The 24572-nt window shown below is 35.3% G+C and carries 13 protein-coding genes and 1 pseudogene; 5 read left to right on the forward strand and 9 right to left on the reverse strand.

The annotated features are described in order from the left end of the window. From ESZ48_RS19530 to ESZ48_RS06550, 4 genes and pseudogenes are all read left to right on the forward strand, one after another. Positions 1 to 314 (forward strand): annotated as a pseudogene (locus ESZ48_RS19530) (hypothetical protein); the annotation flags it as partial. A 63-nt stretch (positions 315 to 377) separates the two neighbouring features. Beyond that, positions 378 to 1061, forward strand: a complete 684-nt coding sequence (locus ESZ48_RS06540; protein ID WP_223266382.1) for a P-loop NTPase family protein — start codon at positions 378 to 380, stop codon at positions 1059 to 1061. A 108-nt stretch (positions 1062 to 1169) separates the two neighbouring features. After that, positions 1170 to 1790: a hypothetical protein gene (locus ESZ48_RS06545; protein WP_129016543.1), complete on the forward strand. Its 621-nt coding sequence runs from the start codon at positions 1170 to 1172 to the stop codon at positions 1788 to 1790. A 413-nt stretch (positions 1791 to 2203) separates the two neighbouring features. Continuing rightward, complete coding sequence (locus tag ESZ48_RS06550; protein WP_129016544.1) at positions 2204 to 3361, forward strand: hypothetical protein; 1158 nt, start codon at positions 2204 to 2206, stop codon at positions 3359 to 3361. A 265-nt stretch (positions 3362 to 3626) separates the two neighbouring features. On the opposite strand, the gene ESZ48_RS06555 is transcribed toward ESZ48_RS06550, so the two are convergent. From ESZ48_RS06555 to ESZ48_RS06565, 3 genes are all read right to left on the reverse strand, one after another. Beyond that, a complete protein-coding gene (locus ESZ48_RS06555; protein ID WP_129016545.1) occupies positions 3627 to 4391 on the reverse strand; it encodes an SOS response-associated peptidase in 765 nt (254 codons plus the stop codon). Between the two features lie 89 nt (positions 4392 to 4480). Beyond that, the gene (locus tag ESZ48_RS06560) at positions 4481 to 7438 is read right to left on the reverse strand and encodes a DNA polymerase III subunit alpha (protein ID WP_129016546.1); all 2958 of its coding nucleotides are present in this window, start codon (positions 7436 to 7438) and stop codon (positions 4481 to 4483) included. Beyond that, complete coding sequence (locus ESZ48_RS06565) at positions 7438 to 8652, reverse strand: DNA polymerase Y family protein (RefSeq protein ID WP_129016547.1); 1215 nt, start codon at positions 8650 to 8652, stop codon at positions 7438 to 7440. The genes ESZ48_RS06560 and ESZ48_RS06565 overlap by 1 nt, the downstream gene beginning before the upstream one ends. A 485-nt stretch (positions 8653 to 9137) precedes the next feature. Between ESZ48_RS06565 and ESZ48_RS06570 the strand changes: the two genes are divergently transcribed. After that, complete coding sequence (locus tag ESZ48_RS06570; protein ID WP_129016548.1) at positions 9138 to 10067, forward strand: hypothetical protein; 930 nt, start codon at positions 9138 to 9140, stop codon at positions 10065 to 10067. 653 nt (positions 10068 to 10720) lie between these two features. Here ESZ48_RS06570 and ESZ48_RS06580 read toward each other — a convergent pair. The 6 genes from ESZ48_RS06580 to brxC all read right to left on the reverse strand — a co-directional run bounded on the left by ESZ48_RS06580 (position 10721) and on the right by brxC (position 24569). Next, complete coding sequence (locus tag ESZ48_RS06580) at positions 10721 to 11179, reverse strand: hypothetical protein (RefSeq protein ID WP_129016549.1); 459 nt, start codon at positions 11177 to 11179, stop codon at positions 10721 to 10723. 19 nt (positions 11180 to 11198) lie between these two features. After that, the gene (gene brxL / locus ESZ48_RS06585; protein ID WP_129016550.1) at positions 11199 to 13250 is read right to left on the reverse strand and encodes a protease Lon-related BREX system protein BrxL; all 2052 of its coding nucleotides are present in this window, start codon (positions 13248 to 13250) and stop codon (positions 11199 to 11201) included. An 11-nt stretch (positions 13251 to 13261) separates the two neighbouring features. Continuing rightward, positions 13262 to 15499, reverse strand: a complete 2238-nt coding sequence (locus ESZ48_RS06590; protein WP_129016551.1) for a PglZ domain-containing protein — start codon at positions 15497 to 15499, stop codon at positions 13262 to 13264. 335 nt (positions 15500 to 15834) lie between these two features. Next, the gene (locus ESZ48_RS06595; RefSeq protein WP_129016552.1) at positions 15835 to 17265 is read right to left on the reverse strand and encodes an RNA-binding domain-containing protein; all 1431 of its coding nucleotides are present in this window, start codon (positions 17263 to 17265) and stop codon (positions 15835 to 15837) included. A 3-nt stretch (positions 17266 to 17268) separates the two neighbouring features. After that, positions 17269 to 20955, reverse strand: coding sequence for a BREX-1 system adenine-specific DNA-methyltransferase PglX (pglX, locus tag ESZ48_RS06600; protein ID WP_129016553.1), 3687 nt, complete (start codon positions 20953 to 20955; stop codon positions 17269 to 17271). 5 nt (positions 20956 to 20960) lie between these two features. Beyond that, entirely contained in the window at positions 20961 to 24569 is a 3609-nt protein-coding gene (gene brxC, locus ESZ48_RS06605; RefSeq protein WP_129016554.1) for a BREX system P-loop protein BrxC, read from the reverse strand. Positions 24570 to 24572 lie beyond the last annotated feature (3 nt).

Below are 24572 nucleotides of genomic sequence, written 5' to 3' on the forward strand. Positions count from 1 at the left end.
AAGTAGTGGGACGTTTATATAAACATAATAAAACAATAGTAAACAGTTATAAACTACAAAAGCCAAAAAATGAAAATCAAGTTTTAGATTTTTTTAAAAAACAAAAATGGTCGGAAATGGAAGCTGCAAAATTTTTTAATCACTACGAAGCGACAGGTTGGAAATTGGGAGGTAAAGTCCAAATCGAAAATTGGCAGGCCACCGCAAAAAATTGGATGATTAAAGCGGCTGAAATTGCCTTAAAAAACAAAACAATTGAAAATGGTTCCCCAACTGTCCCAAAATCGGGACAACCTCCATACCACTCGAAATAAAGATTACAACCAGCCCCTTTAATTTTTCTTGAGGTCACAACCAGAATTCCTAAACTCTAAAAAATGAAACACTTTTCTTCAAATTACAACATGAGCAACCCAAGCGTGATTTACGAAGGAGCTTCGCAATTCGAACTCGGTACGCTAGACGGTAAAGTCATTAACTACAATTTCGACAAAATTTTACTTTACCTCCAGGTCAAAGGGAAATTGATGTTCGGTAAAAATTTTAAAATTTACAACGAGGATCACCAACTGATTCTCAAATTATCCAGCTACTTCATTCAAGATCGGGAGTTCGCTCTTAAATTCGGAATCGATATAGACAAAGGATTGTTGCTTTCAGGACCTGTTGGCTGTGGCAAAACGACTATGATGATGTTGTTGCCGCATCTCGTGCCGCACAAAAGAAAGTATAATATCGTTCCGGCAAGAAACATCGTTTTTGGCTTTAACGCCATCGGTTACAAAATGATCGAAGATTATTGCGATGCCAAAGATTATTGCTTCGATGATTTGGGTGTTGAAAATATAGGCACCCACTTCGGAAAAGACTGCAACGTCCTAGGCGAGATATTAATCTCACGCTACGACCTGTTCAAAGAAAAAGGCGTGAAGACCCATTGCACCACCAACCTCAATGCTGAAGAAATTCAAGAACGCTACGGCGAACGTGTCCGCTCCAGGATGCGGGAGCTTTTTAACTTGGTGGGGTTTGAGGCGTCTAGTGTGGATAAGAGGCTCTGAACGTAATTTGATTAACGGATTTTATTTCAATTTACGTGTAGTTAAATCGTTTTCATTCAGTATATTAGTTCTTATTAATGCCTTGGCTCAACTTAAACTGCTAACACTATGGGCAACCATAACCACTTCTGGAATTGGTTTAAAGAAAACCACCAAAACTTAGAAAATCCGCACGACTTCGATAAGATCGGATATTTGATGTTAGAAGCCCAAGAAGAACTTAGTTATTATAGTTCTAATTTAACCTTTTTTATAAAGTACGCTACAGAAGAAAATAAGAAAAACAAACTAAAGTTCGTTTCAAGTGGGGATAGGAGTGTGGTTGTGATGGTAAACTATCTTCTTAGCAAAGCCCCGGAATTGCCCAAATGGAAATTTTCTCTAAAAAAACGATCAAAACGTAAACTCAGCAAAATCATTGAGGGCACCGATCCTGACTATGAGTTTGGCGACTTCAAAATCAAGATCAGCGATCTCATGTTTGCCCCATTCAACTACTGTTCGGATACCGAGATGTTTGATATTACAATTTATCTCTCTGAATTCTGGAAACATCCCCAGGTGTTGTTATATCAGGCCATGGCCATCCTGCTTGAGGATCTATTGGGCGCCGATTATGTCTACTCAAAGATTGACCAACTTACATTGGAGCAGATCCCCAAAAATATTGAGGGACTCATTCCTGCCCATGACATGGAGTTGTTTTTTCAAACATTTACCATGGAATAAAATTGTTCGCTTCCAGGCCAATTTAAATTACACGCACAGATATATCAAATAAAAAGAGAGTCAAAACAAATTGCACTACCAACTTCAACGCCGAAGAAATCCAAGAACGCAACGGCTTACGGGTTCGCTCCAGAATGTGGGAGCTTTTTCATTTAGTTTGGTTCAAGGCGTCTAGTGTGGATAAGAGATGTGGAATTAGTTTTATTATCTATAATTTTTCGTCCGCAAAAAGATATAATATGCAATTTCATAATTATTGTATTCTAATGTATTGATTTTAAGTATTTTTGATGTAGCTTAGCTATGATTAAAAAAAAATTCGAACATATTTAATTATCAAAAATTTTATTGAGATCAACACCCCTGCTGATATTTCCAACATTTGCAAAGAAAACAACTAAATATATCTCAAAATGGAAAAAGCAATATTACTCATTTCATCAATTCTCATTCTAATAGTTGGTAAGACATTTGCTCAGTCAGATACTATAAAAAAAATAGAAAATCTAGATCTGAATAAATTACAGAATATTGTAACCGACATTAAAGTCGAGAATACTAATCTTCAAAAAAGGCTGGAGTCATTAGAGGGTAGTGTAACAAAAGACAACTTAAATAAAGTGCTTAAAACTGCAAATATCGAAAAATTCAAAAGCGATATGAATGTGCTAGATAAAAGATTTGAGGCTGGTGAAAATGTTTTGTATCATATTATTAAAGAAACAAACAACTTTAATCTTTCGTATAAGCAATTAGTGTTGCAATCACAATTTGGTGCTTTGATTAATCCTATGACTTATCCTGAGTTTACTACACCTTTGAAAACAACATTAAATTCCCTTAAAGATAGAAAGCCAATACCCGATATTTCACAAGACCTTTCTAATATTTCATCTACAGTTCCATATTTAAGTAATCCTGTAGTTAATTCGGGACTTTCTATTGTTTCTTATTTTATTGCTAAGTATAACAATAAGAGTGCGATTAACAATCAGAATTTCGACAAAATGATGTGTGTTATTAATTTCATTACAACTGCTGAGACGGATTATAAGGTTAATGTTTCAACAATTAAAACTCTAAGAGATAAAATTGATAATTATAATATAAAGCTTAAGGGTTTTTTTGATTTATATCTTCAATCGATCGGTTATAATTCTGGTTATGATGCTTACATTACTAGTAAAACCACTCATGGTAATAATTTTCTAAATCAAACTCGAGAATCCTTTTTCAATTCTATACTCTCAGATACCACAAAAATCGGAATTATTAATTACTCAACAAATAAGGATGATAATGTCTCATATTACATAGAGCAAGTGAAATTTCAATTAAGCGAATATGAATCAATTCTACTTGATATTGAAAATAGTATAAATGGATATGAAAAATTTACGAATGATCTTTCTGAAACAGCAAATTCCTCATGCGCTGGTGTTAAAAATCAAACGAAAGATACTTTTAAAGTAATCAACGATAATATATCAGATGTTAAATTAGCATTTAATATTGTCAATAAAGAAAACAAAGTGCCTGCAGACCTAAAGAGAGTATTATTTGGGCTGTAACATATTTGACTGGCTTTATCTATAAAATCTGGAGTAGATGATTGATTTAAGTACGGTAAATTTACATCTTTTGGAGAGAGAAGTTAAAAATGAGCATAAGGCATTCAAATTTGGTAAATATTTTATTAATGTAATAATATAGATTAAAGAATAAGTTTTTTTGTGCTAACTGTCGATTGATGAATGGAGTGTCGTGATTAAGATAATTAGTTTTATAATCCTAGGCTTAAAGTATTCAATGTTGTAAGAATCACTCAAACCAAACCTAAATCACCAACTCCGCATAATTCACAGGCTCACTAATCTCTGGGACATTCCCCATATATTCCTTACCTCTCAATTTTGATACCGTATGCGCCTCCAATTCTTCCTGCGGATATGCTTGAATAAGCTCCTTAATAAACTTCCGGTCTTTATTGCCTTCTAATTTGGTCAACCATTGATCTGCTAATTCTTCGTGCAGAATCACAGGCATTCTCGCTTCTTTAAGTTTCGGGTTATTATGGATCTTAGCCAGGAGCGGATTTCCCGTGGTCGTCACAATCGAGAACGTATTCATTTTTCCAGAAGTTTCAGGATTGACCCACTCATTAAAAAGTCCAGCTAAAATAATCGGGGAGTAGTCTTTCTTATAGATATAAAAAGGATAGGTCTTTTTCTCAAAATGATGATGTTCATAAAACCCATCTATATAAATTAAGCAACGGCTTCCATTGGCAGCCCGTCTAAACGAATTTAATTCAAATATGGTTTCCCCGCGGGCATTCAAAGTGTTGTTCCAACTCTTTTTCATATCCGCTTCATTTTTCACCCAATGCGGAACCAATCCCCAAGTGGCCACTTCAGGATAATCCGGAGAACGATCTGTATAGATCAACAATTCCGGATGCGAAAATCCTGAGCTGTGATGGATCGGCAAATCGGTCAACGGAATTAAGGTTTCCATAATTTCATCAACGGCTTTTGCATCACCCTTTGTTTTGGCGCGTTTCAATTGGGTTTCTACGGTCGCTCTAATATCGTAACACATGATTTTTTATTTTAAAGTTAGGAGTATTGCGAATTACCTGCAACTATTTTAATCAACCTTAACAGCATGTTACACCAATTTTGTAGCAATCAATTATTCCTCGGATCCTCCAGTATCCCCATTTTACGACTCCAAACCACATTCATGCTATAAAAATCAAACCTATCGGTTATTCGGCCATAACAAGCATAAACCCCCAATCCATTAATTGGGTATTTCTCTACGACATCAGTAAAATGTACGGCATCAAAATAGTCGCCGTTACAATCAATAAAAGTACTCAACCGCATTAATTTACCTTGAGACGTTTTGTTGAATCTAGTCGTAACCAAACTGCCATATATCACAACCTCTTTATTTATATAATCTTTCATCTGAATCGCCAAAACGCCATTGGCCATTTCGCCATTAACAAGATTGAAGTAATTACATAAAGGAAAGCCCAGCAGCTCCATTTCATCGTAAGCATTTTCAATCCAATTACTATTTAGTTTGGGCAACTTGAATGCCTTATGCTGGATTTTAAACAACTTTTCTTGCTGACTTTTGACGCCATCGGCATTCAGTTTAAAAATGGCCTGCCACAGCAATTCGGTTTTCGATTGTTTTGTAAATCGGAAAGCGTCTATCCGAATTAAAATAGTCAGCTGTTCGATGCTTATGGTGACGCGATCTATAAAATCATCCAGGGAGTTAAATGCACCATGCCACTGCCTTTCCGTTAAAAGCCGTTGCACGGTATAAGTCTCTAAATTCTTCAAGTATCCAAAACCTAAATAAATGGAGGTACCAATCAATCGGTTCGGATGCTCACTGTTATTAATGCACGGCGCACAAATGGTCGCGCCCTGTTTCTGTGCTTCGTGTAAATAATGTTCCACACTATAAAAACCACCGCCATTGTTCAGTACGGCAGTCATAAACTCCAAAGGAAAGTAACATTTCAGATATAAACTCTGGTAACTTTCCACGGCATATGATGCGGAATGGCCTTTGGCGAAAGCATAACCGGCAAAACTTTTAATCTGATTCCAGACTTCAAAAATCAATTCATGCGTAAAGCCTTTCTTTCTGCAATTGGATATAAACTTTTCTTCTACGGCAACAAATTCTTGACGTGATCGAAACTTACCGCTCATCCCTCGTCGTAATACATCAGCTTCACCAAGCGATAAATCGGCGAATTGATTGGCAACTTTTAAGACGTCTTCTTGATACACCATCACACCATAAGTTTCAGGCATTATTTGCATCAGTATCGGATGGGCATTTTTTCGCTGCTCAGGATACCGGTGGCGCTTAATAAATTCCTCTTTCATCCCAGATCCTGAAACACCTGGTCTAATAATGGAACTAGCAGCAACTAATCCTATATAGTCTTGGGTCTGTAACTGCTGCATCAATCCACGCATGGCTGGCGATTCGACATAATAGGCACCAATGGCACCTCCCGATTTTAAAAGCGCATTGATGTTCTTGTCCTTCTTAAAAGCTTCAACATTGGTAATGTCAATAGGAGGGACTTCGGGCCTGTTTTCTTTAATAATATCCAAAGCATCTTTAATCTTGGCCAATCCCCGCTGACCTAAAATATCGAATTTGAAGACCCCAACATCTTCCGCGATGATCATATCAAACTGAACCGTAGGAAATCCTTTTGGTGGCATATCGGTTGCCGAGTAATAATGCACCGGTCGGTCCAAAATAAGCACCCCAGCAGAATGAACACTCAAATGGTTGGGGAATCCCTCAATTAATTTGCCGTATCGTAAAACAAGCTGTGAGATGTCATCTAATTGTGAAAGGGCGTAATTCCCTTTGCTCAATTTATCAATTTCCTCCTTTGGCAAACCAAAGACTTTTCCCAATTCTCGAACTACCGCTCGATACTTAAAAGTATTGTACGTGGCCATTAGAGCAGTATGAGGAAACCGTCTAAAAATATAATCCGTCACATCATCTCTATCCTTCCAGGAGAAATCAATGTCAAAATCAGGTGGGGAAGCTCTAAACGGATTTATGAAACGTTCAAAATACAAATCCAATTCAATAGGGTCAACATCGGTGATCCCAATGATATAGGCCACAATACTATTGGCGCCACTACCACGCCCTATATGAAAATAACCTTTGCTGTTGGCATAGGAAACGATATCATAATTGATCAGAAAGAAGGCCACAAAATCCAAAGATTTTATAGTGTCCAATTCGGTTTTTAACCGGTTTAAAACTACCTCATTCGGACTGGAATAACGTTTGTGTAAATTATCGTGACATAGTTTTTCTAGAAGTTTGTAATCGTTCTCAGCGGAATCCGTATAAAGCTTTAAATTTTGTGAAACCCGATGTTCTCCAAAGCCAAATTCAATATGACAGCTATTTAAGATCCGATTCGTGTTTTCAATAATATGTGGAAAATCAGCAAAAGCTTCATTGATTTCATCCAAAGGAATCATTTTTTCAGTCAACTTACATTCCTCCGATTTATCAAGTTTGCTCAATAAAGTGTTTTTATCAATAGCTCGTAAAAGCCGGTGCGCATTGAAATCCTTTTTTCCTCTTATGGTAACGGTCTGCAGAACCACTAATTTTCTTTCTAGGTTTTTCAATTTAGAGAACCGCAGTTTCCGCAACTCTTCAATCGACACCCCAATAAATTCGTTATCAGAAAATTCAGTTTTTTCTAATTGCAGAACATGCTCAAAAGGATAAATTATATAACAATTCTCAAAAGTAGGAGCGAGCTCAGGCAATTTAATTTTGTTTTCCGAATGATGGGATAGAAAGGCGTTGAGTTCTTTAAATCCCTCATTGTTCTTGGCAAGACCTACATACACTTGCTTGTTCCCATTTCTAAAGTCAATTCCAACCACAGGCTTGATATCATAATCCTTCGCTTTTCGGATGAAATTTAAGCATGCCGAGGTATTATTAATGTCCGTTAATGCTAAAGACTGGACATCATTTGTTTTGGCAAGTTCTAAAAGTTCAATTTCAGAAAACGTGCCGTAGCGTAGGGAATAGTATGAATGACAGTTGAGATACATTACTGGTTTCTATGAGCTAATACTGTTGGCGGTTCGCCGTTGAATGGATTGTCAAATCTTCCTATAGAATTGGCGCCCATTGACGAGGCGCGCATAATGCTGGCTTCGCCATAACGGCCTCTAATATGATCCATGGCATTATAAAGACTGAGCATTTCTTCGGTATCATCAAATAGATTAATTTGATAGTGACCGCTTACTATATCGTTGATCTTTACTCCGACAAGTCGAACCAACAACCGCCGTTGATACAATTGTTCAAACAGTTCCATCACTTTCGGAATGATAACATGGTCTGCGCTGGAGTAAGGAATTTTAACCTGTTTGCTATACGTATTAAAATCTGAGTACCGAATTTTCACACTAATCACCCCAGCTATTTTATTCCCTCTCCGTAACTGAAAAGCCAAATTTTCAGCCATCGCAAAAATGGTGGTTCGCAACTGTTTGACATCTATAGTATCCTTATTGAAAGTGCGTTCTGTTGAAATGGACTTGCGTTCATGGAACGGCACCAACGGAGGATTGTCAATACCGTTAGCCCTTTTCCAAATGGTGGCACCATTGGCACCCAATGCGCTGGTCATCATTTCGATGGGCATTTGTTGTACCACTCTAACTTTATCAACGCCTAAATTTCGCAACACCTGATACGTTTTTTCTCCCACAGATGGTATCTTCCTAATGGATAAAGGCCCCAAGAATGATTTCTCAAAACCCGCATCAATCTTCAATTGGTTATTGGGTTTCGCCTCTCCAGTGGCAACTTTAGAAACTATTTTATTGACCGACAATCCAAACGAGATTGGCAAACCGCTATTTTTAATGATACTCTGCCTGAGCTCAGAAGCATATTTATAACAGCCATGAAACTTATCCATCCCAGTCAAATCGGCATAGAATTCATCAACACTTGCTTTCTCAAATACCGGAACTTTCTCCTTAATGATCTCCGTAACCAAATGCGAATATTTGGTGTAAATAGAAGCATCCCCTCGGATCACAATAGCCTCCGGACATAAATTACGCGCCACCTTCATCGACATTCCCGAATGCACGCCAAACACTCGCGTTTCATAACTACAAGCCGCAACAACACCTCGATCTCCCGCGCCACCAACTAATAACGGTCTGTTAGCCAGTCTGCTATCAATCAATCGCTCACACGACACAAAGAAAGTATCCAAATCGAGATGCAAAATATTCTTTTCCATTCTGCAAAATTACCCGTAATTGTAGCCATTTGTTGCTATTAATTGTAGTATGTGGATAACTTGTTGGTGTTGTGTTCGAAGTTGAAAAGTTTGATTATGAATTTTAAAAGCGACAAAAGCCAATGCACGCCAACCTCAACAAAGCAGAAATTCAAAAGCGAAATGGCACGTGTGTCCGCCCTAGGATGCGGCAAAAATTTAATTCGGGTATTTTTGAGGCCTTTAGTAAGATTAAGATGATATCAGTTTAACGTGAATGATTTTTAATATTAATTGTAGGGAAATGTATTGAAAAGGAATATGTTTGACGGTCAATACAGATAAATGTAATTAGCCGTGTTGAATCATTTGTTGTAGCACATTCTCCACACTGGAAAAACTTGTAAATCTCTTTGCAAACGAATAAAATGTTTGAGTATGAAAATCACAATAATTTTGACGTGCACCAGAATTATAATACAAGTTTTAAAAATATTAAAATATTTATGAAAAACCTTAAATTTCTATTGATTATTGGGCTATTTTTTATTAAAAGCTATTGCCAAACCAATATTAATTATTCGAATTTTGATGCTTGGAAACAAAATTCTTCCAATAAAAAGATGGAGCATGTTAAAACCATTTATGAATCTGGGTATATTGAAATAGACAATAAAAGATCTACAGCTATAATTTATAACACTAAATTAAATCAGAAAGAATTATTTAATTTCACTAAATTTATTATGGTTGAAAATGGTCATGTCCTTGGCTTTGGAAAACTCGATAGACAACACATGTTAACTTTCATTCCAGAAGATAAACTTCTTTTGTTAAAAGTAAATGACATTGTAATTATGCAATTTTCCTTAAGCCAGTCTGATATTTTGAAATTGAAAAACGAATTTCGAAGTATAGGCAATAATAATAGTAATAAAGGTTTACCACAGAACAAGGTTGATCTTTTAGTTGAGAAATATGATTATAAACAGATAACAATTTTCACTTCTGAGGGCGAATTAATAGGGTTCCCAACTATTAAAAATAACTCTGATGGAAAACCTTATTCTATTAAAATTAATGGAAGCACGACTGATAATGTCGACAAAATCTCTGAATTCTTTAGTTCTTTATTCAATGATAAGGTAAAAGAAGGGTTTACTACTAATGCAGCACATTTAAGGCTACAACCTCCATATAATAGTGAATCAATTAGGAAAATGATGGATAGAGCTTATTTGGGAAATTCCGAAAATGGATTTAGGGTCGAATTCAATAAAGAAAGTTATGTGTTTAAAGCAGAGGTGAAGAGGAGGCAAGAGTCATATGTAGATGATCAAGGTTTTGTAAGAAGACGATACTTATATGATTTTTTTATTGAGTTAATTGACAAGTTAAGATTAGCAGGAAGTAAATCAACCAATTTCAAGTTTTAGAAACAGGCGACAACAAAATGCTAAGGTGAACAATCAAACTCGTCTCCAATAGCTTTTATACAAATTTACCGAAACACCAAAAAAGCCTGTCAGCTTTTTTGTTTATATAACAGTATAACTTCAGTTAGTATATTGCCTTTTCAAATAAAAAAGCGATAAAACCCATTGCACCACCAACCTAAACGTCGCAGAAATCCAGGAAAGCTATTGCGTCCGCGTACGTTATCGCATGCGTCAAATGTTTAATCTATTAGCTTTTAGTGAATATTCCCAAGACAAACGCTAACTAAAAAAATAAGGCATTATGAATAACCTCAACACATTCTGGGATTGTTTAAAAGAAAACAACCAGTATTTAGAAAACCATCAAGACATACTCAATAACTAAATCCTGTTGGTTGAATTAAGTATATTTATATTTAATAACTGAAGATTATCCTTTAGAACGCGACGCAATCGCACACCAGCGGGGGAAACTATTTGTCTAACTATTACTTGGAGCTTTCCAAAGAGAACCTATTTCTGGCTTGTATTTTTTTTAGTAGAGCTTCATAATCCATAAAAGCTAACAATTTAATAGTTGTAACTAAAATTTTAAATAAATAATTTTCACAATTGGTTTATTGAAAAATATCTCATTCTGGCATAACTTTTTAACGTTCTATCCAAGTTTGTATTTGTATAATTAATTCAGATTTAGCAATAGAGGAGACTTCAGTAAAAAATGTTTTTCTAATGCCATTATATTTTGGACCAATGACACCCGCATTTAAGTATTTCCGAATTGTTGCATTATCAACAAACCAATAATCATCGCTTCCCTCTGATCCGAGAATCCATCTCATATTCGTTTCAAAATAGTCGGACTTATCTCTTAACACCTCTGGCTGAAACCCACCACCCTTACCCTGTCCTACCCCGAGATGTCCATGATGTTTTTGATGGTACTTGACTTCTAAGAAAAATAGTTTAGGATTTTGACCGTTTCTGGCAATTAATAAATCTACCGCTTTTTTGAAATCAAATAGCTTGTAGTTTTCATTTATTGACAATGGCAATACTTCATTCCTTATGTGACTTTCAAATTCTGATTCACTGTTTATATTTATCATAATCTTTATCTATTATACATCAATCCACAAGAATCCCTTTCTGCATCAACATTTGATTATTGGAATAAAATGGAACGTCTGTATTGCCTAATACTGTGGCGGGGACGTTGGGTATTTCGTTTAGGTTATCCATTGGCACAATAACGGTTTTTGCGCCGTTCTCCGAGAGCATTGTGATTTTGTCTGTGAAGTTAATAGCTCTTTCAACTGCGCCACCAACGGATATGTTACCCAAGACAGCTAATCCTGGTTTCAAGTTCTTTTTGTAGATAGAGGATATAATGGCGATATAGACTGCCGAGCCAATACCAGAGGAAACATTGGATCCTAACAAGGTTGTTACTTGTACAGAAACGTCAAAATTCTTTAGAGAATGTTGTTCATCCAAAATGGTCTTTTCATTGGCTTTAATATAAAGAAAAGTGTTTTTTATATTTTCTTTTACTGGGTTGTTACTAACCCCGGTAATATTAAGTTTTCCTGAACCGGAAGTTATGACTACCTCAATTCTAACTAGAGCCAAATTATCCCCATCACTTGTGCTGGTGTAACATACGCCAGGTTGCAAGGGCGTGTTTTCTATTAGGTGAGATCCTTTTTCTTCAGGTAATCCTATGTAATGTTCATCTTGGGTCTCTTTATCGATATAAGAAAAGTTTGTGTCCCAAAATTCCATTCCACCAATGCGCTTGAGCTGTTCTTTTACTCTTCTACGCATTTCTATAGCTAGTTCTAGATATTCTCTTACATCTTCCTTTGTGAAGTCACCATCGGGATGCATTAGCTTGATGAATCCTGAAACCGTCTTTTTTACTGGTTTTGTATCACGTTGCTTTAGGTGGGAACCTAAAGTGAAATAGTCTTCTAAAGTATCTGTATAAGTACTTTTTCTGAATGATTTAAGGCACTCTGAAAAGTAATCTGTACTGAACCCAAAATTATCAGTGAAATTATCTGGTGAAAATTTAATCATTTCCCATCCCGGAAGATAGAAATGGATTCTGTCCAAAAAAGCAGTGTCATTATTTACTTCGTCAGATAGAGCGCTAAATAAATGACTTGTTTGTAAGACAGTTTCAATAGGTTGATTAATATTTCCATTGAGAATGATTGAGGCTACACCTGTTATTTCACCACCTGCACCAGCTCTAGAAAAGGATCCAGATTCCATATAATCCTTCATTAAAGGAACGGCATCGCGCTCTTTAAATATTTTATCCGTTGCTTCATCAAAGCAGATAGCGTCCCATTGCCCTACAGCTCCTACCTTGCCTGTAGAGCCGTGAACGAATAATTTTGCAATTGTTCCTTGTCCGCCAGAAATAAGCACCGCATAGGGCGTTAATTCTTTGTAAACGAAAGATTTTCCAGTTGATCTTGGACCTAGTTCAACAAAGTTGAAATTTGCTTCGACCATTGGTAATAGTCGCGATAGCAATAGCATTTTAACTCGGTGTGTCATTCCTTCGGACTCTGGCTCATAACCGCAACTTCTCAGGAGAAGGTTTAACCATTCACTCTTACTAAACTCCTTTCTTTTTGAAATTAGTCTGGAGTTATCAAATGAAGATAATTGAATGGGTTTAATATCTTTTATCAGAAAGGGATGGAGCGTAGCGCCTTCCTTACTATAAGCGTCATATTCAATATCTATAATGGCCCATATACCACCCATCAACATTTTATCGTGGGCACTTACCATTGCGTCAGAAATTACCCCGTCTCGAATATTACTATTTTGCAGATCTGCCCAATAGACGTCTTTTTTAGTGTCTAATTTCACCGATATTCTGTCGATGATTTTATAGCTTCCTTTTTCTCTTATTCTTGACTGGATGAGGTTGCTTTCTTCTGGGTTCACATAATGCTTGGAAAGAATGCTTTTCACATTCTCCATTCCTTGCTTTATTTTTTCTTCGTCATCCGTGGAACAGGAATTAGCAATTAGAAATTCCAATACAAATACTGGAACATTTGCGCCAACTTTTAAAGATCGAACTAAGTCTTTTTTAACTACAAACCCTCTAAAGTGTTCTAGTAACTTATTGTCTAAATCGTCAAGTACAATCATATTATTTTAAATTATAGAAGACCACCTAAGTCTCTGGCTTTACTCTGCTTTATAGTTACTTTGTCCAATTGCTCCTTCGTCAAAGCATCCATAACTTTAACTTCAAGTATTGAATGGTTTCCGAAACTATATTCTTTTTTGAATAGTTTATCTCTCTCAATTACGAAGACTTCACTTTCATTAATTTTTCCCCCTTCAGAAAAGAACATAAGGATTATTTTTCGCTCTGTAGTAAACAAATTTTTGGTGGTAGATTCAGCCATTAAATGAATTGAAAATAAATCGCCTAATACTTCAGTTAAGGATGATTTATTGGAAATAGTCACTCCTAAGGAATCTCCATCGGTATGCAGGTGTGTCCATTTTAAGAAAGGAATAATGGTTTCCTGAGGGGAAAGCCCTCCGTGACTAAAACCATATACTCCTGGGGTTTTAAATGGCCCTAGTCTTTTAGCAAAATAACAATAGTTATTGGATTTATATTCCAGTCCTTCTTCGTGAAGTAAGTCTATGTTTATGGACTGCTTTTCAGCTGTTCTAATATATCTTTCATTCTTTTCTACTTTTCCATCGAAGTTGACTTCAATTTTATCGGAATCTTCAAGAATACCCGTGAGTACAAAACCGTGATCCGTGAGTAGATATACATTTTGATATCCGTTTCTAAGTAATTGCTCAATCTTATTGGCATAAAGAGTGGCTACCGAATCAAAATGTACTAAAGCTTTTTGCTGATATGTTTCCCCTAATTTATCAGGGTCTTTATGACTGCAAATTAAGTAGTGTTCATTATCCGTTTGCTCACTTACCTTATCGAGGTCTATAAAGCCAATGTTTTTATCGGAATTTGCTTTCTTTAAATAGGCTTCCCTATCTGTTTTCTTAGCCATTATTTCACCAGATGCCACATAAAGTTGGCTCATATTATGTTCCGTTATCGAAGGGAGTCCTGCGAACATATATTGCGGTTCCTTATCTAACTGATAATCATTGGAGACTCTTTTTATAATGTCTTTAGAGAATTCATAGGAAATACCATCGCCCACAACTACAGCAGTTTTTGCGGTATTCTCATCTAAGATTTTTTGTATAGTTCCCAGTTGATTGGGTGTATAGTCGTCAATGTATTTAAACCATTTATCCAAGAAGAGGGTTACAGTGTTCTTGTAATAGCCTTGTATGGGTTCTAATAAATCTCTTTTATTTAAAAACTCAGTGTACAGTTTTCGAATGGCGTTATCTAATTTATAAAAATGCTCGGTATAGAAAGAAATACATTCATCCAAGGATGCCAATTGATTGATATTCTTTTCATCAAATTCCAACAAGGTTTTTATAGGAGACCAAAACTTAATATCTAAGTTTTTCACCACACGATCCGCTATCCTTTGATTGATCTTGGGAATGAAATCCGCTATAAATTTTTTATCCGAAATGTTTTCTCCTAATTTTCGTAACCATAGCTCGTCAATCGATAAAAACGGGTGTGATGGATGAACTTTAAACATATCCGATTTTTCGGCTAGCTTATATTTCTTAAGATATCCGATAAATGATTTTTGGTAGGATTGACTATCCAGCCAGGTTTTATAAACTTCTAGTAGTATTGGGTTTGGATTGTTGTTTGCCAATCCTTCTAGCAAATGATTTACAACCTCAGTAGCTAGAGTTGCTGGTGGCTTATTTATATAGGATTGCCCAATGAGTTCGTAGACCTTTTTAAAGAATATTTCTTGGGTTTTCTTATCATATTTATTGAGATGACTTTTTGGATTGTCTAAGAAGGGAAGTAACTCTTTTTGAAGGTCAAAAATTTCAGAGGAGCCTTTGTGGCTTAGGTCCATCCAGTAGGTTTGATCTTTTCCTACACTTATTTTTGCCGCTGATATTAATTCTTCCTTGTCAAGGTTTAAATTTAAATTCAGTTGTTTGTGAACTTTTTCCTTGACGTAATTCTGAAGATATTTTATTTCTACTCTGCCGTTGGTTTCACAATATTCCCGGATAAATTTTAATTCTTCTATAGGGCGATGGGAGTAGAGTAGATATTTTTTATTTGGGTCGTCTGCTTTCTCAATATCATACTTCACCTTTAACTCTTCAAGATCTGTATTGACTTCAAATATGGTTATTTGCTTATCAATGGTATTGAGTAGAAATGCAGCTTCTTTAGATTCATCAATAAAAACTGTTATTGAATGATCTGCAAATATTTTTTCTAAATCTTTATTAAACCAAGTATCAATCATTTATCTATGCTCTTAATTACTATCATATTTAACTGCTAATCTATCTTTCCTGCTTATTCAGGAGTACTGTTATTAGTGCTGCTATCAAACTTCTATTTAAAGTGTCATTTATGGTGACATTTATTATGACATTTAATATGACATTTAAAGTGACATTTAAAGTGACACATAGCTATACTATTAAATAGCAGACTAATTGCTTCCTTAAACTGTTATAAAACCATCACTTTAAAGTCTTTATCAACACAATATTTAAAGTATCATTTAAAGTATCATTTAAAAGATCATATAAAGTATCATTTAGAAATAGGATTAACCACACTTTTAAAACAAGTTTATTCCTGCTTCACTATAATCCAATCTCCCGTTTTTCTTGAACCTTCACGATCTAAGTATTTTTTATCTGTAAGTTCCTTTATGTCTCTGTTAATAGTCCTTTCAGCAACTCCAATAATTTCAGCTAATTCAGCTAAAGTTACCTTACTGTTTTCCGAAACTATTTTTAGAATAACTAAAGCTCGTTCTCCTATATTATCTTCTATTTCATTAATATCAAGGTTGTATTCATCAACCAAGAAACCAAATCCTTTATCTTCTTTAGGAGCAATATAATTTTTCTTTATAAACTGCACCTGAAATTGAAGTCCCTTCTCAAACCATTCAAACCCTATTTCAGGATACTCTTTTAAATCTTTTGCGATTAATTTTAAGCCGTTGCCCCATTGATCAATAATACCTAATCTCTTAAAAATGGGAGCGATCACTTTATTTCTAATATCAGACTGTCTGGATTCCATCTCGGTGAAATCTATGGACGGTAAAAGTGTTCCGGGACTGGTTATTTCGATCATATCATCATATATAGCCACTTTAATATCTTTGCCAGACAAGGAATAATCTCTGTGTACTATCGCATTTCTAATAGCTTCCCGAATAGCTATAACGGGATATTCCCAACGCGTTTCTGTATAAACACCTTTTACTGTTGCGCCTTTGTTAATGTGTCTTAACACAAAATCATAAGCAGCTTCTGCTTGTAGGGCTATGTTGCTGTCAATGGTTTTTTGATCTATAAATTCGTCTGTGGTAGTTCCCTTAAATCTTGCACATTCTATTTTAGCATAGGGGAACATTTCATTTCTTAGGGGATCGTCAGAAAACAGGACCAGGGCTTGTGTAGCCTTTTCTTCGTCTTGATAGGTGTTGATTAATTGGAGTTTTTTTAAGGTGTTTTTCTCCAGTTTTTCATCTGTTTTTTCTTCATAAAATGCCGTAAAACTTTCTATGTTAATTTCGTCCAAAGGCTTATCAAAAATAAGCTCTGCATCAAAAGAAGTATTGCGTTTTTGGCGTTCCAATTCGGCAATAATCTCATCGGTTGCTTTTCTATTGCTTGAACCAACTCTTATAAAAGTTCCTTCTTTCTTGCCTGCTGTTTTTAAATAATATGGAAGATTACTACCTCTAAATATTTCAACTTTTAGCAAGTATTTATCTTCAAAAACAACACTGGAAATATTAGGGATAATAACTGGATTACAATTATCGTGAATGATATTGCTTACTTGCTCTTCTACGCTCATAAGATCGTCTTCGGGGATGCCTACAACTTCTCTGGGCTCATCGCGCACGCCTAAATATAAAACGCCGCCAGCATCATTGGAAAAAGCTACAATAGTTTTTCCCAGTTCAGCTTTGGTAGGTATGGCTTCCTTAAATTCAAGCCGCCTTCCCTCAGGTTGTTTTATAATATCTTTTAGACTCATTTTTTACCAATCTGCGTTTAAATATTTCTTTAACTGTCCTTTGTTTAACACCTCATACGCCAACATATCTTTAGCTTGGAGGGGAGCAATGTTTTTACCAACGCCATCATCTAAAATAGGATCGTAGCCTTCTTCCAATAAGGCATCTATTTTCTTCTTAAAAGATTCTATTTCTTTAAGCTGAAGATAAATGATTTCTTTTTCATTTTGTGCTTTGGCTGAGGTGTCGTTTGCCAGATCGCTTTGGCGGTTGATAAGGGAACGCTCTCTGTTTTCTATATAGATGGAACGAATGCGGAACAGTTTGTCCCGCGACCATTTGTAGATGATGATATAACAATCAAAGCCCATTTGTGGACCACTTGTTAGGTGCCAAATAAATGGGGTTTTGGGCAAGTACATAAAAAGATTAAGATGATCTGAAAATGCCTTAAAGAAATGATTGTTTATATATTCAGTTAATTCCCTACCCAACACACTGTCAAAACTGGAGTATTGCGCCATTGAGAATCCTTTCTCAATAAACTTTTCTTCAACGCGATCTAACAATATTTTTTCGCCAGCATTGGGTACCAAAGGAATAATGCCATCATCATCTTCCATCAATATTTCGCGTAATAGATCTGCTAAAAACTCCATAGCAAGATCGTTCATACGCTGTTTTGGGATTACATTGCTTTCTTTAAACCAATACCAAACATTTATTGGATTTATTTGATGGCGAATGCAAAACTCTTCCAGATCATTGTTGCTTTGGTATAAGCTTGGAAATTCTTTTTCTAAATTTTCTCTCTCGGTTGAAGTGAACTCTTTTTCAGGGAGACTTTGAATATATGCTCTTATATTGTCCAATGGAAACTCCTCAATTTCATTGTCTAAATAGGCTTGTTTAGCTTCTTTACTAACTGGTAAAGCACCAATGCTTTCGCCTTCATTTTCCAAAACCATTACTTTGTCTACTTCGGTAAGATTATAGACTTCAAATATTTGTTGATTAATAATTGATTCGTTAATTAGTATTTGAGATGAAATATGGTTGCCTAGGTCAAAATAATTCGAAACTTTACGTTTAACCTCAATATTTGAAACATTTTTATTAATTGGATTATTTTTGAAGTTCCTTTCAAACATTCGATAGCTAGCAAGCTTTTTGACTAATTTAATATTTCTCTTCGATAGTTCAGAAATAATTCTTTCTTGAAACTCTTTAGGAATGACAAATGGAACTCTTTTTAGATCACCGACTTGAGTATTAATCGTGGGATTTAGACATTTAGTGATATAAAAGCATAATTTTGAATTCATAAAGGCTAATGAGTATTCAATGTTTTTATATTCAAACGGAAAAATACAAGAGCCACCAACGTCAAAAACATTATTCTCTGGCAAATATCGAAATGATCCACCACCTAAAGCGGAATATGTAATGCCTTCACGATAGTAATACTCTTTACTTGGTAAATGATTACCACTGTTCCTTAGAAATTCATAACCACTTTTATCAAAATCAATCACCAACCACATATTTCCGTACCATCTTTGGAATGGACCGCCTTTGGAATAACCAATCCATTTTTTGTTGTCTCCTATTTTTGTCGATAAATTTTCTGAATCAACTTCCCACCAAAAACGCAAACATCTATAATTGTTACCTGTGGCAATACCTTGTCTTACTTTTAAAAGTTCATCAACTGATTTATTTTTGAATCCTTGTCGAAAAGAATCACTAATCCAATAAATAAATGGGAAAGACTTTATCTCCTTTAGTTTATTTTGATTTATTAAATAATTATGAGAATTATTTTCATTCTGAATGAAATCCTTTAAAGCATTAAGGAAATAATATTTCTTGTTCTTCTCATTCGGGGTCCTCGTATATTTTTCTAAAGAAATAAAGAGTGAATCAACACTACTTTTCGTTTTTTCTAATATATAAAATGCAGTAGCAGATGCAAATGAACCATCAAAAAGATTAGTGGAGTCAGCACTATAATCAACAAAGACGTTAATATGTGTTTTATCTAAAATAAATTTTCTAACACCCTCAAAAGTTTTAATGTACATAAATGTCAAAGGATGGATCATTGCTATTTTCCCATCTGAATTAGTCAATTCAAAACATCGTTTAATAAAACTGGAGTATAGGTTCGTGTGGAACTTTTGAGGTTTTTTATAGTTGTTTTCAATAAAGGTTTTAAGCTCAGGGCCAAAATCACCACTATCTGTATAGGGTGGATTTGCTGTGGCTATATCGTATTTTTGAGTAACCAGTTTTAAAAAGGTAATGGCATCCTTAGTTTTATCTGTTAAGAAGGAATTTCCTTGTTGGCTGGCAAATTGGGTTACTGCGGTTTCAAGGTTTTTGAAGAACTCATCTTTAAAGCGCTCGTATTCTTCTACTTCTTCAATCCCAAATAGCGTAGTGCCTTTTTGCGCGATCAAGCCGTGAAATTGCAAGCTTAATTTTTCTTCAATTTTTACCAGGCTTCCAAACTTATAAGCTTGTTGTAGATCTCCCCAAATTTCTTCAATTACCTGAAGCTGCTTTGAGTTGGTGGTGCCACTTTTAAAAATCGGCTGTACCTCTTCAAAATCTGGCAAATAAAAGTCTGAGGAAACAATATTAAAATTCAGCGATCCAATATTGCGTACTTTTTGTTTTGCTTTAATCCAAAGCCCAAGTTGTGCTAATTGTATGGCGCGATCATCTAGATCTATTCCGTGTAGGTTGTTTTCAATGATGAGTTGCGGAATATCGTCTTCATCATAATCTGCTCCATAATTATCAATTTGGTCTTGATACAAGGCATAGAAAAAATTGAATCCATACAACAAGAAATTCCCAGATCCCGATGCCGGATCTATAAGTTTGATGGTGTGTAAAGCTTTTATTTTGCGGACGCGCTCAGTAGGGGCATTGGCAATTTTATATTGGGTTTTGATCTTGGAGTCTGGGTACATTTCCAGATAGAGTTTTCCAAGGGAATTATTTACCAAAAACTCAACCACCCATCGTGGGGTATAAACTTGAGATTGTAAGCTTACTTTATCATATTCGGTTTTCGCTCCACTGTCTTTGTGATCTTGTTTTTTGACATTGTTATAGCTTTCATATAACCAACCTAAAATGTCATCACTTTCCCAAATATCATCATCAATTTGAGCATCTTTTTCTACCGCGTTGAAAGCTTCTATAATTTCATTTAGGTCAATAACATAGGGTAGGAGGGCGTATGGATAGTTTGTGTGATACAAGGGGATAGATTCTCCTAGCGTATTAAATTCATACTTAAAATATTCTCTAAGGCCTTCCAGTTCTTTATCACGCATTTCTGGATTTCGCTCCAACCAAACTTTATGGCCAAAAGAGCGGTCGCCGTGTTCCGCTTGCTTAGTAATTATAGGAGGAAAAAGTTGGTGTGCTTCCATCACTTTAATAGCTGCCAAACGGTTAAACAGGGTAAAGGTTAATTCGTCTAAAGCTTTTTCTCTCGCGCCTTCATAACTTCCTGTTTCCTCTTTGTGGGTTTTTATTAATACTTCAATTTTCTCCCGTTTTTTACGAAGAGGTTCAGGTATTTTATCGAGGTCGCTGAGCTTGGAAGCGCCTACGCCAAGTCTGGCAAATTGATTATTAAAAGACTTATATATTAAGGATCTTATTAGTTCAACGTGATCTGGTAGTTTCAAGGTGCTTAATTGTTAATGGTTAATTCTATTTCATCCTCATTATCCATCCCTGCCATTGCCTGTAATTGTGAGGCAAGCAAGCCTTTATATTCCGAAGTGGTCATCACTCTTTTTGTGATAGTCAATTGTAATTTTTTGGGCTGTTTTGGTTTTTTGGGATCTTCAGGAATGGGAGCTGTTTTTATAAAGCTATTTTCAAGGATTTGAAGCTCCATTTCCTTAGTAGGCGCCAAGGCTATATAATTTAATATTTCCGATAGGGAAAACAAACAGTTCTGGCATTCAATATGGTATTGGAGCTTTATTTCCTTAACAATCCGTGAAGTGGCATAATGGATAATCTCATTTAATTTTCTTTCAGATTCCTTATTCAGATCCTTCGGATAATTATCATTTAGATCTTTCAAAGCTTTAGAAGCATTGTTTTTAAGATCTTGATATGTAGTTGTCATCTTTTCTGAATAGGAACTCATTAGACGGAAGTATTCATCCTTTATAGCCTGAGCAGCATTTTGAACTTCTGTAAATTTTCCTACGACGTCATTTTTGTAAGCTTCGTTAAATAGGGTGGTCTGGGCAGTAATTATTTCATTGTCTGAAAGGGCTGCTTTTTTCAACTCATCATTCACCTGAACCACAAAACGGCTATAACCTTTAATTTTGTCCAGATTTTTCTTGATGAATTTTTCAGTAGCTACAATACTCATAATAGCATTGCTGTATTCTGTTTTATTATCAAGGAAATCCTCGGTCTTTTCAATGTAGTTTCCTTCCGTAGTTTTTGAGGTGTAATTCTGCAATACGTCTTTTTGTCGCTTAGTTTGCCCGAATAGTTTATCGAAATCCGGAATAGTATTGCTTAATGTATTTATTGAAGAAATAAAATGTTCAGCAAGTTGGGTGATTGCGTTTGCAAGATCAAAATCGCTAGAGGTCCAACTAATTTTATTTTCTGTATGCTTTTCAAAGTTTAAATCCAGTAGGGCTTGGACCAATTGGTTTTTTTGATCTGCTGTAAGCGTTTTTGTGATTGATTTGAAACGTGCCGATCTAAACTTAGTAGCGTTATTGAATACTTCGTGCGACGGTTTATCCCTATAAGAGAAATACTCTGTATCATTAAACTTTACAACGAGTCTGCCTGCCCTAAAAAGCGCTGCCAGTGTAGTGGAAAGCGTTCCGTACGAATAACCCCAAGGAGCAATAGATAGTTCATCTTCAAGACTCTTACCGTCAATATAGCGGTTGTCCATTTTGGCAGTTAACTCTTCAACTACTTTTAAGTGATCGCCGGTGAAATTTCCGTTGGAATCAAAGAACTTGAATTCATCTCCAGAAAAATAACGGTGCAACTTATCATCGCTGCTTTCATTGATCAATTTGGAACCAACAGCTTCAGATAATTGGCTCGTCAATCTTTTAGTATAAACGTTCTTTATAAGCTTGCGCTGAACTTCGTTCACGCTGCCTTTAAAGCTATCTTTATTTAGAAGGTTTTCATCAAATAGGTATATCAAAGAGCCATTGGCATAGGCTGCTTCAATGAGGGTAATTAAATCCTTTTCCTTTTCTTCCTTAATGATTATAAACTCTCTTATAATTTGCTTGGTGTTGGTATCTGGATCGCTACCATATTTTTCTTCCATTAAGGCATAGCGTCTTACTTCGCCAATAAGCTTGTCTATTGTTTTAAAGTTACTATTGTCAGGCACCAGCGTAATAGTATCCTTGGAGTATTGTGTATCTAATTTTATACCTTCAACAAAATCTTGACGTTCTTCATTTATATTGAAGAGACTATAAGCTGTTAATTTCAGGTTCTTATTACTTGAGCTTATAATTTCATCATCAAGATCTGTTAGTATATTGAAATTATAGGCAACAGAGTCTTCATTTATAACATTGACTTGGCGAAATAGGTTAAGTTTTTTTAAATAGGTGACAAGCTCCCGTTTTTTAATAAACAGAGCTACGTCAAAATCATTCATTTCTTCCAGAAGTTTTCCTTCTAGATTGGAGGTGATTTTATAATTATTATTTGAAACCAATAGTATCTTTGATTCAACCAATAAATTTAGTGCTTCTTCAATGATTGGTTTTATCTCATAATATTTTGTGATATCAGAAATATATGTTTTGGTTATATTCTCAACGGTAGGGAAAACCAACTCCGATTCATTAATAAAATGAAGACATTTTAATAACTCTTCTCCATCTATAGCCAGTTCTTTGTTTTGAATAATCTTTTTAGAATTTTGGTATTTATTCATTAGATCTGCAGGTGGGGAGGTTTGCGCCTCCTTGCAAAGATCCTGAGCTGTTGTGAAGTTGTAAAGTGTTTGGTCTTTTAGATCTCTTCTTAAAATATCAAAGGTTGTAATAATCATTCCACGCGCAGCAATCTGATTGGCAACAAGGGCATTTGAGCTAAAAAGAAATTTTTGCAGGAGTTCAAATTGATAGTTGTGGAACGGATAATAGGTAGCAAACTGCTCAGCTGATTTCGTTTGTGTAGGGAAATTGGATTTTAAGTTTGTTGCATTACTAACTAGTCCATCATTTTCACTAAAATATGCAATTAAGTCACTATGAGCTTTAGGTGATTTTTTTAACAGTCTGTTCCTGATAATTACATCCACCTCGGTTGAGTCTAAGTGGATTTTACTTTTAAATCTATCAGTAACTTTGTTGAGATTGGCTCTGCTTATGTTTGAATTGCTTATAACGTCGTCCAGTTTTTCTTGAGCAATTGCAATGGTCCACACCTTATTACTGATGCTGGATAAACTTTCACTTAACCCTTCGAGATCTAGAAGATTAAATTTCTTTTGGTTTATCGCTTCACTAGCTTCATCAAATACAAATACTAAAGTTTCTTCAGGATTTAGGACTAAATATTTCTCTAGTTCATCTTTAAATTTTGAGGAGGAGAAGGCTTTAATAGATTCTTCGTAGGTGTTTTTTGTGTCTTCGTATTCAGCGTCGGTATAATCTAAGGAAGCATAGAATCTACGCATAGCTTTTGCTATCTCTCTGTTGCTCTTTTTTATTTCATCCCATTCTTTTCCAAAAAGCTCTATGGATTTCTCCTTGAGCAAATCATATTTCCCATCTATGAATAATTCATATTCCATATACCCATAAAGATCATCTCGAAACCCCAGTCTTTTTAGGAAGTTTGAAAATAGGGTAAAGGAGAGGCCATTATCTGTATTCTGTTTGGCAACGTCAAGAAAAATCACTTTACTCTGAACGGAGCTTAGCTTTCTAATATCGTTTTCAATTAAACTTTGGTTTTCTACGCCGTTTAATCTTGGCAGAAATCGGTCTATAGCGTCTGTCCCATTGATTTTCGGGTTGTCAATTAAGTACCCTAACATTTTCCCGAAATAGGATTTACCCGAACCATAGAATCCAGATAGCCAGACACCTGTTTCCTTAATGTTACTGGTATATAAATTAATGAAGCTAGAAAGATGCTGACCTATTCCATCAGTAACGATATAGGATTCTATTTCAGATTGAATTGCATTTTCTGATTGATCTTGGAGGTCAATAACATTTTTAATGTCCTCTTTTAAGTCTAATTCTAAAATATCTTTTATAAACGTCATAGC

It is taken from the genome of Gelidibacter gilvus (genome assembly GCF_004115975.1).
GTDB lineage: Bacteria > Bacteroidota > Bacteroidia > Flavobacteriales > Flavobacteriaceae > Gelidibacter > Gelidibacter gilvus.

Excerpts from the sequence above, each read along its gene's own strand:
- ESZ48_RS06540 (WP_223266382.1), top strand. The coding sequence starts at position 378 with ATGAAACACTTTTCTTCAAATTACAACATGAGCAACCCAAGCGTGATT.
- ESZ48_RS06545 (WP_129016543.1), top strand. The coding sequence starts at position 1,170 with ATGGGCAACCATAACCACTTCTGGAATTGGTTTAAAGAAAACCACCAA.
- ESZ48_RS06550 (WP_129016544.1), top strand. The coding sequence starts at position 2,204 with ATGGAAAAAGCAATATTACTCATTTCATCAATTCTCATTCTAATAGTT.
- ESZ48_RS06555 (WP_129016545.1), bottom strand. The coding sequence starts at position 4,391 with ATGTGTTACGATATTAGAGCGACCGTAGAAACCCAATTGAAACGCGCC.
- ESZ48_RS06560 (WP_129016546.1), bottom strand. The coding sequence starts at position 7,438 with ATGTATCTCAACTGTCATTCATACTATTCCCTACGCTACGGCACGTTT.
- ESZ48_RS06565 (WP_129016547.1), bottom strand. The coding sequence starts at position 8,652 with ATGGAAAAGAATATTTTGCATCTCGATTTGGATACTTTCTTTGTGTCG.
- ESZ48_RS06570 (WP_129016548.1), top strand. The coding sequence starts at position 9,138 with ATGAAAAACCTTAAATTTCTATTGATTATTGGGCTATTTTTTATTAAA.
- ESZ48_RS06580 (WP_129016549.1), bottom strand. The coding sequence starts at position 11,179 with ATGATAAATATAAACAGTGAATCAGAATTTGAAAGTCACATAAGGAAT.
- brxL (WP_129016550.1), bottom strand. The coding sequence starts at position 13,250 with ATGATTGTACTTGACGATTTAGACAATAAGTTACTAGAACACTTTAGA.
- ESZ48_RS06590 (WP_129016551.1), bottom strand. The coding sequence starts at position 15,499 with ATGATTGATACTTGGTTTAATAAAGATTTAGAAAAAATATTTGCAGAT.
- ESZ48_RS06595 (WP_129016552.1), bottom strand. The coding sequence starts at position 17,265 with ATGAGTCTAAAAGATATTATAAAACAACCTGAGGGAAGGCGGCTTGAA.
- brxC (WP_129016554.1), bottom strand. The coding sequence starts at position 24,569 with ATGACGTTTATAAAAGATATTTTAGAATTAGACTTAAAAGAGGACATT.